We start from the raw sequence: 12,989 nt of genomic DNA, 5'->3' as shown, positions 1-12,989 counted from the left end.
CTTTTGCAACAGGAGGCTATAAGCAACCACAACAACTAATATTATTAAACTACTTTCTTTCCATCGGTCAAGAATTTGATATGCTGATCAATATAGATGGGTTTAATGAGGTAATTTTGGCAAAAGCAAACAACAAAAATAATATTGATATTATGATGCCAAGTACCAACCATGTAGTACCATTAACTAATATAGCTAATAATAGTCTCTCCACAAAATCTATTAAAGCTATGTTAAAAATTAATGATAGTAAGAATAAATTAAAAGATGCTTTAGAAACCTTAGAAAAATGTCAAGTAGCTTACTGTTATGCTCTAACATCAATCTATGTGCAAAATCTAGCAACAACCTATCGCAAAAATGTCAAAATTTTTGATAAGGAAAGAAAAAAAGCAGCCCAACAAGCTGCTGGAGAAACAGAGGCTAGTATTGTTTATTTCTATGCACAAAACCCAGAACTAGAAGAATCAGAATTATATGAAACTATGGCTGAACATTGGAAAAAAGCCTCAATAATGATGCAACAAATTGCAGCCAATAATAACATTTTATATTTTCATATTTTACAACCAAATCAATATTATCCTACTAATAGAATATACAGTGAAGCAGAAAAGAAAATTGCTTTTGATTCTGATAGTCCTTTTAGAGAAGCAACAGAGTTAGGATATCCAGTGCTTTTTAGTAAGATAGATGATTTAAAACAGAATGGGGTGAATTTTTTGAATGGTGTGAAAATTTTAGATGATGCCAAAGAAATAGTTTATATAGATAGTTGTTGCCATTATACTGAAGTTGGAGAAAATATTTTGTCTGAATTTGTAGCTAATTCAATTTTCAACTTCCTGGGCAAGAAACAACAAAAAAAGGAAATCAGGGATAAGACTCAAAATAAAATTATAAGTAGGTAGGCACTTATTAAATGCAAAATAGAATGTAACAACTCAATTCCAAAACCATTCTGACTCCTGACTCCTCCTCTTGAAAATTAACTTTATTTATGATAATTAGTATGTAATATCATGTCCAGTTAATCCAGTTCAATAGTTCAATAGTGAAAGTACACCACTTTGCAACTTAATGTGGTACAAGTTTATCTTATAAATTTGTTTGTTTACTTTTGTTACTGTACTTTATTGAGTCGCAAAACGTTGTAGTAAGTAGGTGAACAAATTTAGAGAATATAGGAGTTTTTTCTACCTTAAAGTAGTAAAGCAAAATTAATTGTAAATTTTAGGCTGAGGTTAAGTAGGTAAACAAAATTATTTTTACAGTCTATTCAGTGATTTATAAAGTACAGTAGCACTAGCTTTTTAAATAGTTTTTTAAGTATGGAAGTAAGGTTTTATTTTTATTGAGCCAATCTACTATAATCACTGTACCACACTTACATGGAATAGTCTGTATATCTATAATGCTTAAGTATGTAAGTATATTTTTCCCCTGTTCTCTAGTCAGATCGGGTCTCATGAATTAGCCATAATAAAAATGTTATTCTTTTTCAATCAAAAATATCCTAAATATCTACCTGTTCCTAGTCATCTCTATTTCCTACAACATTTATTCATAGGTATTCAAACAGACATGATCTGATAAATATCAAATCAAGTTTGGAAAGATAATTACTTTGAAGTCCGATAAATTTATTTATCTACTGAAAAAAATTGCTGATACAGATACTTATCTATTACTTCTGCTGCTAATCTATTGCCAGCAATATTCCAATGAATATCGTTAGGTTTGTACAGAGCAGTTTGAGTACCTAAAGTCACAAATTCTTCCAAAAGATCAAGATGATAAATATAATATTTATCCATTTTTTGAGATAGTAATTTATTGGGTTGTCGGAAATCAAATTTTTCTGGAGAAAAATTGTAACTAGCAACTACTTTATCCCTTAAATTTTTAATTACTTGTACCTCATCAGGCATTAAGACTACGACTAAAGTAATATTTTGGCGATCGCAAATTTCTTTGATTTTTAATAAGTCGCTAAAAGCATCATCAAAATGTTCTGAAAAATCTGTTTTTTCCTGATTTTTGATAAAAATATAACTTCTCTTTTTTGCCTCTTGTAGATGAAAGTCATCTGGTACAGTAGGCAAATCTTCTCGATATTCAATGCCATGATGATAGAGGTTGCCTTCAAATTTACTATTCACCTTAATCAGAAAATCAAAGAAAGATAAAACGTAAGAATCTTGAACTTTAAGTAACCTCCTATCTTGTTGTGATTTATAGTTATCAGAAAAGTCATTACCAATATAAAAAGATAGCAAAAGCATATCAGGATTTAACTCTAATCCTTCATTAACAAATAGAGATAAATAATCTTTCGGTCCAATCGCAATTATTCCCATATTAATTAATTCTATAGGTTGCTGACTACCCTGATTAAGTTTAGACTCCAATAGAGTTAAAAAGTTGTGTTTATAAGGTACGCCACTATAAGCAAAAGAATCACCTATGCCAATAATTCTATATGTACCCTCTGCTTTTTGTTTGGTAAATTCAACATCTTTAAATCCCCTAGAATTTAACTGAAAACCATAATCTGTAGAAAATGGTTTTCCTCGCCAGCGATTATAAGATGAGGGGTCGTAAAACATAAATGAAGGATTAATTTTGTGATAAATTCTGAATGCAATTTCTGTCAAACCAAATGTTATTAAGGAAATAATTACTGTTTGACGGACTAGAGAAAAAATCTTTTTCATCATTAAGCTTTAATTTTGCGAGATGAATCTTTTTGCTTAGTTGAAGCAAAGTGAATTTAGATTATTAATCAGTAAGAGGTTAATATAACATATAACTGTCAATTATTAGCTTTTTAAGTAGATAGACAGAATTATTTGGTAAGCATTCAACTATTAGTGGTCAGCTTTTAGGTGTTTTATAAATAATAGACATAGGTGTGAAAAAGATATAGACTTTTTATCAAAGTAGGGAACAGCTTTTTACCGAAAAGATATGGAAAATGATTTATTCAGTAATTTTTACAACTCTAACTTATACTAAATCAAGAGGAAATTTATTTTATGGAGATATCTAATGAATATGCACTGCTAACTTTAAGGCAATTTTTTTCCAATACTTTTAATTCTCCTGAAATATCTCAATTGCTTTTTCCTCCTTTCAAGATAATAAACCTGTTAACGTAGTTCCTCCACAGGAGGCTAGCTGACCACTGAATGCTTACAATTACTTTTCCTAAGTAGAACGGTGCAAAAAAACAGAAGTATTTAACGAAAAGTAAATTTGCCCAAAACTCTCTTCCCTTCTGTATTATGCCCTCTGCCTCCTGCCTTTTCATAACGATAATTTTCAACACCGACCTACTTATAGCAATCTTAATATTAGGGCTAATTGCTGTCTTAATTAATATAAAAATATCTATAAATATAGTTTCGATATATGGGCATAAAATTACTCACAAAATCATTTGTAAAAATTTCATAATTTAGGCTAAATCTCGATATTTTCCTCTGTTCCATTTTCCTTAAAATATTTATTTACATAAATCTAAGAGGATTGCTATAATTGACAATCATAAAGTAGATATATATGATATTAATTAAATTTGATAAATTAATTTAACCAATAAAATTTGCCGTATAATTAATATCCTATTCGGATAATCAGTTATAAATATAATCTTCTTGTAGAAGCAATTAATAAATTGCCTCTACTCGCCCCCCTTTTCCGTCTTATAAAACTACAAAAAAGTGTTAGGACATTGATCAAATTGAAATCCTTGACAACTAATAGTTTTGACTTGAGCTGATAAGGCAGTTAGTCCCTCAGGAAGCTAGCTGTTTGCGGAACATTCTGGCATGAAAATTATGAAAGCTATATCTATTATTTATAACTATTCAACCGAATATGATATAAGACAAATTTTCCCAATATAATCTACAACAAAAATATGCAAAAAAATAATTATGAATTAAATTATAAGTTAATTTTAGGCATCACTTTATGTCTAGCAATAATACCAGCTATAGTTTTAGGAGTTCTAATTCTGAAATATAGTGTAAATGTGCCAATTCAAGACCAATGGCAAATCTCTGATATCTTTGAAAAATTTAATCAAGGAACTCTATCTTTCAATGATTTAATAGCACAACATAATGAAAGTAGAAAATTTTTTCCTAGACTAATTTTTCTAGCCCTAGCATTTCTCACTAAATGGAATATTAAATATGAAATGTTAGTCACATTTTTACTTGCCTGGATAGTTTCTGTAAATATTTATCTCTTAAATAGATTAACAATAGGTGGCTCCCAGATCAAAAGTCTAACTATAGCATTAGTATCTAATATATTTATCTTTTCTGCTGTTCAATATGAAAATTGGTTGTGGGGTATTCAGATAGTTGTTTTTACTCCTATAGTCTGCATTACTTCCTGTATATTAATTGCTTATTCAAGACTAAATAATCTAGCCAAAATTTTTATTTGTATGGTCTTATCAACCATCAGCACTTTTTCTTATGCTAATGGTCTATTAGCCTGGGTAATAGTCTTACCAGTGCTAGTTTTAGTACAACTAAAATTTTGGTCAGACATCAGGAAAAACATAATTTTATATTTACTTTGGATAATTGGATTTATCGCCAATATAACCTTTTACTTCCATGATTATCAAAAGCCATTATCTCATCCTAGTCCATTAGAATCACTTCAATATCCATATCAAACCTTCCAATATTTTCTAGCATTTTTAGGTAGCTCTCTAGGAGTTGGTAGTAGTATACAACCCATCAATAATTCAATTATTCTTGGTGCAATAATTATTATTCTATTTATTGGTTTATGTTCTTATGTAATATGGCATATTAAACACTATGAATTGCGGCATAAAACTATTGGCTGGATTATGCTTGGTTCATATACAGTTATTAGTGCCTTAGTTACATCTTTTGGTAGAGTAACACTTGGTATAGAACAGTCTCTTTCATCAAGATATACAACATTTTCAACCTACATTATTATCTCCATAATTCATCTAACGATTATTGTAGGAGAAGATGCTATTAAAAAATATTCTTTTGTCATTAATAGAAGTTTATTCTCGAAAATTATTTGCTGGTTTATTGGCATAATAACTGTTCTCCAGCTACACAACTTTACTTATAGCGTAGACCAAATGAGAACATGGAGGCAAAATTATTTAAAATATAAAGGGTGTTTACTACTTATAGATTTTACCCACGATAAATGTCAAAATCTAATTGACTCTTACTATTTTGAGTCCATCAAACAACGGGCGCATTACCTAACAGAAATAAGTTTTTTAGAACCTGGCTTAATTGCAACTAATCGCATTCCAGACTTAGTAGATACGAGTAACAGTAGACAAGTAGAAGGTACTTTTGAAAAGCTAGAATTTATTGGGGGTAATAACTTATTAGCAACTGGTTGGGCAATATTTACTGATACAAATTTACCTGTAGATGCAATAGTTATCAGTTATGATAATTGGCAAGGTGAACCTATTGTTTCTGCTGTGGCAGATGGGACAATATCAAGACCTAATCTTGTGAAAGAATTTAAGAGTCAAAAATACTTTAGATCGGGATGGCAAAAAGTATTATCTACTCATATGTTTCCCCAAGGAAATATTAATGTCAAGGCTTGGGGATTAGATACAAAAACAACTAAATTTTATCAAATCCCCGGTACTTATGTAGTTAATAAGAATGGTGAAAATCTTACTGTTTTGTTTCTTAATCAGCCAACCTTTAATTAGGTTCTTAGTTTTTTGCTGAAGTTATTGTTTTTTTAGAGTGACTTGCAGCAATAAGCAAAACAGAATACGGAAATTAAAAGTCAAAAGTCAAAAGTAATATTTTATAGACTCAAATTTAATTTATAACTTTTAATTCTCCTTTTCACGGAAGTTAAAACTTAAAATTCAAAAGTCAAAAGTAAGGTTTTATAGGCTCAAATTTTATTCATATTTCAGTTCTTGAAGACAATTCCTCCTTCAATTTAATAATCAGTTAATAACTCATAGTTGTTAGCGAAGCTCCTCTGAAAGATGCTAATTGACTAAAAATAGTTTGATAACTATAATAAGTCGTTTTTTGTGCCGGAGGGATAGTTTGATTTTTACCCTCTAGGTTGGCAGATAATTTACTAACACTTTTGTAATCATTTTACCGAATAATTAATAATTATTAATTCTTGGTTAGTAGAAGGCTGTCAAGAAGAAGGAAAGATTGTACTGGAAAGCTTGCTAAAAACTCGATTTGGCGAACTCGACCAAGGGTTATTAGAAGTTGTAGAAACTTTATTAAATTTGTCTGCTGATGAATATGCTCAAATACTAATTCAATTGCTTAATTTATCGCGGGAGGAAATTTTAGAGTTAATCAAAAATGAAAAATAAAGAAGGGAAATTTAAACCTTAAAATTCTTCCCGATCTAATTTCAGTATGGGTTTGCTTACCGAATAATTAAGGTTTAAAGCCTCTCACTCGCCGTGAGAAACAAGCGGTCGTTTACGGAGCATGACCTTAGGATGGGATGGCGAGGTCTCCCGCTCTTTCAGAGCCGCTGCCTCTTGCAGAGGAGCTGCCTCTTGCAGAGGAGCTGCCTCTTGCTACGGTAGCTCTCGCTAACCCTAACGCTTTTCATGTGGCGCAGCGTTAACGCGCGTTGTGCGGAACGCTAAACGTCATATCCAATCTCCCCTTGATCAGAAAAAATTTTCACGCTCCGCGTCAATCCAACCCGTTTTAGGGAGAGGTAATTATCCATTAATGAACAAACTCCTACTACATTAATTATCTCCAAAAAATTCATCTATATCTTTAACTAAATAATCGAACAAAATATCAGCAGCTAATAAATTTCCAGCACGATTCCAATGGGGTTCCCTTAGTAAGTATAGAGGATGGTTATTTTGTTCTATTTTAAATCTATCCAACATATCTATATAAGGAATGTTATTAGCTGCTAAAAATTTGCTCAAAATTTCTTGTTGACAAGTCAAATTATAAGACTCTCGTTTTAGATCGTCGTACTCGGCAAAAATTTCATTTAATAACTCATCATTAACTTGATATTCGTCAGGATAAATAGCTACTACAAATTCAATATTCCGAGATTTTAGTAATTTTTGCATATCTAGAATACTCTGAAAAATATAGTTGATATTCTTATCCCGCTTACCTTCAAGCAAATCCTTAATCTTGCAAAACTTAAGCCGACTTTTTTCTACCCGTAGAAAAGCTTTCTTAGATAAAATTCCTGGAGATTTTTCCCTTTCAACAATTGGAGCTGAGGCTAAATTTAAACTAGCAACTAGAGAACTACTTAGCATCTTGGCAGAATCCTGTTTAGCCTTTTGTAATTCTTGGTAAACTTTATATTTTTGCTGTAAAAACATTAGTAATCTAGACTTACCAATAATCGGATAACCAAAAAGAATTAACTCGTCTTTTTTATCTATATCTATATATATACCATTGACAATAATTCGTTTCCTTTCTGGGTCAGCATCCCGAAAATCATTACCAGCAAAAAAGCCTAATATTACTAAGTCTGGATTGTATTGTAATCCGTACTTTTTCAACATAGCTAATTGTTCCCCAGTATGAGTTCCTGGATAGCCAACATTAATTACTTCTACCTGACTTTTACCGTAATAATTATCAAATTTTTTCTCCAACAAAGCTGTATAATTTCCCTCTTTTCCACCCGCCCAATTAAAGGAGTCACTGACAACTAGGAGACGAAATTTATTTTGATTTTTTTCTAAAGGATAATCTCGGTCGTTGAAGCCAAATCGATTATTACCATTAATATAAGGTCGCACTCGAAAGCCTAAATCTGGGTCATATTGATATAGCCCTTTAAATAGGTATGGTTCAAAAACAATCATCAAAATTTCTACCAATAACAGAGGTATAATTATCCAGGTAAATGTTAATAACAGAAATGTATTTATTTTTTTTGAGTTAATGAATTTGAGATACTTTGATAGCATGATGACAACTCGGTTTTGAATCTAAAATAATATCATTTGGCAAAAAAATTCTTACAAGTAGTATTAGTAAGGAATCAGGAATTAGAAAGAATAAATAAGAAATATAAGAGCTATTCAGTGAATAGAAATTTTCTTAAGGTATGGGAATTCAATCAAATCGAGATTTTTTTTAAGAACTCACATGATAGGGAGCTGAGGTAATTGAACTTGTAAGGAAGAAGGAAGAAGAAAGAATAAATAAGAAATATAAGAGCTATTCAGTGAATAGAAATTTTCTTAAGGTATGGGAATTCAATCAAATCGAGATTTTTTTTAAGAACTCACATGATAGGGAGCTTAGGCAATTCAACTTGTTTAGATAAGAAAATATTTATTCCTCAAGAAATCCTTACTTAATTCATAAAAAAACTGAGAGCTGATAATAGCTGAATGCTTACATAGGTAGTTTATACAATTCTATAACCTTCTTCTATAAAAAAATTTATAGCTTTCCTTTTTGTAGGATTCTTTTTTCTTACTGGTGAGGTAAAAATTCTATAGCGCTACTTGAATCGGGAATAGGGAATAGGTATGGAGGGAATAGTAAACGGTTAAAAGGTTTCAGGGTTTAGAAATGTCAAGAGCCTTAATGCGTAGTGCTATAAGTTTTAAGGAACAGGAAACAGTTAAGAATAAAAATAACTTTACCTTACTAACTTGATAAATGCGAGAATAGTGATTCTCATATTAATGATACTAATTCACTTTAAAGATGTCACAAATAGTTTCAAACTTTAGATGTGAAATCATTTCCTGAAATTACTATGCAGGACTACCAATATTTCGAGTCCAGAAAATATTACTTTTGACTTTTTACTTCTATGAAACCTTATAATATAGAGTATTTTTATCCTCCTGTATATTCCCTTTTCTAGTTTTCCCTATTCCCTAAAATCCAAAACTTGCGTACCTCACCAAGAGGGATAAATTTGGGAATAGCAGTTCTTATAAAGCACGAGGTAAAGTATTTTTTTATTCCCTATTCCCTATCTTCCATTCCCTAAAATCCAAAACTTTTGTATCTCACCCTTGGTCAAAATTGCTATATTAATTAGAATATCTAAAACTATTACCTTTTGATTAAATACTACTTATATAGAAATTATTGGCTAATCAAAATAGGGATAAGTTAGAGATTGTTTGTCAACGATTAATAATTAATAATTAATAATTAATAATTACCTTTTCTGATAACAGATAGGATTGCCTAAAAGGAATTTTTTTTCTTTTCAAGGGGAGATTGGATATGGTTAGGTAACCCATCCATCTCATCCTAGGTCATGCTCCAAAGAGCGACCGCTCTCAAGGGGAGATTGGAGGCAAGCGAGGAGACCTCGCCATCCCATCCTAGGTCATGCTCGGCAAACGACCGCTTTTTCTCTTGAAATAGAAGGCTTTATACCTGAATTTTTCGGTAAAATAGCAATCCTAAATAATTTGTGAGAATTTTTATAATAGTTAAGATTGATGAAAAACCTTCAAAATTCTGACTCCTGTACGGGCGATTCGCTCCTCACCCCTACAAAAAAATATTACAATTGTGCAGAGGATTGCTAAACAAGTCTTAAGAGAGATGCGTAGTGACTAAAATCTAAAAGCAGTAGTATTTCAATTCTTTGAAATCTGGTAGATACCAGAGGTGTTCGGCAGATATATTCCTAGATTTTTAAGTGACAAATAGTTGTCTTAATTTCCTCTTCCCTATTCCCAGTTAAGTGTTCCCTATCTCCTTTTTATATTTCCTAATAAATTCAATCTCTTATGCCAAACTACCAAAAACTTTCCTATGGCTTAATTCTCTATTTATTTATAGAGTAGATAATGTGGTATGACTGACGAGGTAAATATTTTTTGCTTGTTCTTTCTTCTACTCCCTACTCCTCACTCCCTACTGCCTAAAACAATCAATATATTTACTTCCAGAGAGTAGGAAACTTCTGTAAATATATTTCTGGAAGTGAGTATTTAGCATTTAATAACTTTTATCCTGCAATGATTATTTTGTAGACTTTCCTAACATAGTATTACTTCTAATAGACATAGGCGTGATCATCAAAAATCAAATCAATCCCATACGCAAAAATCATCAATTTTTTCTCCCTACTCCCTACCCCTACTCCTTCTTTTCCGAGAGGTCTAATAAATAATCTTACAAAATTCACCCCTATAAAAAGAATTGTAGAATAAAATTAACTTTCAGTCCTTTTTACTCAAAATCTTATGACATTATCATCTATTATTAAACTACTTGGTCGATCGCCTCTCACAACCGAACTCCTTAATAAACTTCAACAATATCAATCTCTACAACTAAACGGCGCACCCCGTTTACCCAAAGGTTTAGTCACATCCACCCTCGCCCAACAACAACAGCAAAATTTACTCATTGTCACTGCAACATTAGAAGAGGCGGGACGGTGGGCAGCACAATTAGAAGCAATAGGATGGCCAACAGTTCACTTTTACCCTACTTCAGAAGCATTCCCTTACGAACCCTCCTACTCAGAAGAAATGATTTGGGGACAAATGCAGGTATTGGCAGACTTAGTGAGTGAGAATGCGCCAGAAAATTCAACTAGCAACGGCAACAGTAACAATAAAGCAAAAATGGCCGTGGTAGCAACAGAGCGATCGCTCCAACCTCACCTACCTACAGTTAAAGAATTTCAACCCTACTGTCTAACCCTCGCCCCTGGCATTACCAGTAACTCCAAAATCTTCGATGAAAAACTTGCCCAGATGGGATACGAACGAGTGCCATTAGTGGAAACTGAGGGGCAGTGGAGTCGTCGGGGCGATATTATAGATGTATTTCCCGTCGCCTCAGAATTACCAGTACGCCTAGAATGGTTTGGGGACGAATTGGAAAAAATTCGGGAATTTGACCCTTCCACCCAACGTTCCCTTGACAAAATTCCCCAAATAGTCTTAACACCTAGAAATTTTAGTCAGTGGGGGTTAGGAAACTTAGAGTCAATGACCGACTCAACATTTGCTTCCCTATTAGACTATCTGCCAGAAAATACTCTCATTGCGATAGATGAACCAGATCAATGTGCTGCTCATGGCGATCGCTGGTTTGAACTGGTAGAAGAACACTGGCAACAACTCAACAACGACGAAGCATCCTCACCATTACCAAAAATTCATCGTACATTTGCCGACTCCCTAGCAGAAGTCGAACTTTTTCCCAGACTATATTTATCCGAACTTGCCAAAGAAACCAAGAGCGATATTACCGCTTCCGTTCCCTACACCCTCAACCTTGCTAGTCGTCCCTTACCAGTGATGCCGCATCAATACGCAAAACTGGCAGAAAATTTGCGCCAGCAAAGGGAGCGTAAACATTCCATTTTCCTAATTTCCGCTCAACCGTCGCGCTCCGTCTCTCTACTCCAGGAACATGACTGCGCCGCTCAGTTTATTCCCAACCCCCACGACTACCCCGCCATTGACAGACTGCAAACCCAATATACTCCCGTTGGTCTCAAATATAGTGGTTTAGCAGAATTAGAAGGATTTATTTTGCCCACATTCCGGTTAGCAGTCATCACCGATAGAGAATTTTACGGACAACACACCCTCGCAACTCCCACCTATATTCGCAAACGCCGTCAAGCTACTTCCAAACAAGTAGATCCCAACAAACTTCGCCCCGGAGATTATGTAGTTCACCGCCAACATGGTATCGGTAAGTTCGTGAAATTAGAAAGTCTGACTCTAAATAACGAAACTCGCGACTATCTGACAATTCAATATGCTGACGGTTTGCTCAGAGTTGCCGCCGACCAACTGAGTTCCCTGTCGCGGTTGAGAAATACTGATAAGAAAAAACCCCAACTCAACAAACTGACTGGCAAAACCTGGGAAAGTACCAAAAATAAAGTTCGTAAGTCAATCAAAAAATTAGCTGTTGACCTGCTGAAACTTTATGCTCAACGCGCTCAACAAACAGGTTATAGTTTTCCTACTGACACCCCGTGGCAAGGAGAAATGGAAGATTCGTTTCCCTACAAACCAACCCCCGACCAGTTGAAAGCAACCCAAGATGTGAAACGGGATATGGAAAGTGAACGAGCAATGGATCGCCTGGTTTGCGGTGATGTTGGTTTCGGCAAAACAGAAGTTGCCATCCGGGCAATTTTCAAAGCAGTCACAGCAAATAAACAAGTAGCATTTCTCGCACCTACGACAGTTTTAACTCAACAACATTATCACACTCTCAAAGAACGTTTTGCTCCCTACCCCATAGAAATAGGTTTACTCAACCGCTTCCGTACTACCAATGAAAAAAAAGAAATTCAACGTCGGTTAGCAACAGGGGAATTAGATATTATTGTCGGTACTCACTCTATTTTAAGTAAGACGATCCAGTTTCGGCAGTTGGGGTTGTTGGTAGTGGATGAGGAACAAAGGTTTGGCGTTAACCAGAAGGAAAAAATTAAGGCGCTCAAAGCTCAGGTAGATGTGTTGACATTGACTGCAACTCCAATTCCGCGAACATTATATATGGCGCTTTCGGGAATTCGGGAAATGAGTTTGATTACGACTCCACCCCCTTTGCGTCGCCCTATTAAAACTCATCTTGCACCATACGATCTAGAAACAGCGCGCACTGCGATTCGCCAAGAATTAAATCGGGGTGGGCAAGTATTTTATGTGGTACCGCGCATTGAAGGTATAGAAGAATTGGCAGGAAAATTGCGGGAAATGATTCCCGGAGCCAGAATTAATATCGGTCACGGGCAAATGGATGCAGCAGAGTTGGAGTCAATTATGCTGACATTTAGTGCGGGGGAAGCTGACATTTTAGTTTGTACCACAATTATTGAATCTGGTTTGGATATTCCCCGCGTTAACACTATATTAATAGAAGATGCTCAAAAGTTTGGATTGTCGCAGTTGTATCAGTTGCGGGGAAGGGTAGGTCGTGCCGGAGTGCAAGCTCATGCGT

General features: G+C 33.9%; 5 protein-coding genes and 1 pseudogene. 4 read left to right on the top strand and 2 right to left on the bottom strand.

Annotated features, from left to right (window positions below):
* Positions 1-911: pseudogene (locus F6K22_RS13770) on the top strand (hypothetical protein); the annotation flags it as partial.
* A 732-nt stretch (positions 912-1,643) separates the two neighbouring features.
* Here the strand turns inward: F6K22_RS13770 and F6K22_RS13765 are convergent.
* Positions 1,644-2,720 (bottom strand): hypothetical protein, encoded by a 1,077-nt coding sequence (locus F6K22_RS13765; RefSeq protein WP_293098441.1) that lies wholly within the window; start codon positions 2,718-2,720, stop codon positions 1,644-1,646.
* 1,205 nt (positions 2,721-3,925) lie between these two features.
* Here F6K22_RS13765 and F6K22_RS13760 point away from each other — a divergent pair.
* Positions 3,926-5,752 carry a hypothetical protein gene (locus F6K22_RS13760; protein WP_293098439.1) on the top strand — a complete coding sequence of 609 codons (1,827 nt, stop codon included), beginning with the start codon at positions 3,926-3,928 and terminating at the stop codon, positions 5,750-5,752.
* Positions 5,753-6,238: 486 nt separating this feature from the next.
* The gene (locus F6K22_RS13755; RefSeq protein ID WP_293098435.1) at positions 6,239-6,394 is read left to right on the top strand and encodes a hypothetical protein; all 156 of its coding nucleotides are present in this window, start codon (positions 6,239-6,241) and stop codon (positions 6,392-6,394) included.
* Between the two features lie 393 nt (positions 6,395-6,787).
* On the opposite strand, the gene F6K22_RS13750 is transcribed toward F6K22_RS13755, so the two are convergent.
* Positions 6,788-7,996, bottom strand: a complete 1,209-nt coding sequence (locus tag F6K22_RS13750) for an alginate O-acetyltransferase AlgX-related protein (RefSeq protein ID WP_293098432.1) — start codon at positions 7,994-7,996, stop codon at positions 6,788-6,790.
* 2,259 nt (positions 7,997-10,255) lie between these two features.
* On the opposite strand from F6K22_RS13750, the gene mfd reads away from it, so the two are divergent.
* Positions 10,256-12,989 (top strand): transcription-repair coupling factor (mfd, locus tag F6K22_RS13745; RefSeq protein WP_293098429.1); only part of this gene is annotated, 2,734 nt, incomplete at its 3' end.

Origin of the sequence: Okeania sp. SIO2F4 (genome assembly GCF_010672385.1) — a bacterium.
GTDB lineage: Bacteria > Cyanobacteriota > Cyanobacteriia > Cyanobacteriales > Microcoleaceae > Trichodesmium.
This window is presented reverse-complemented; position numbering and strand designations above follow the sequence as displayed.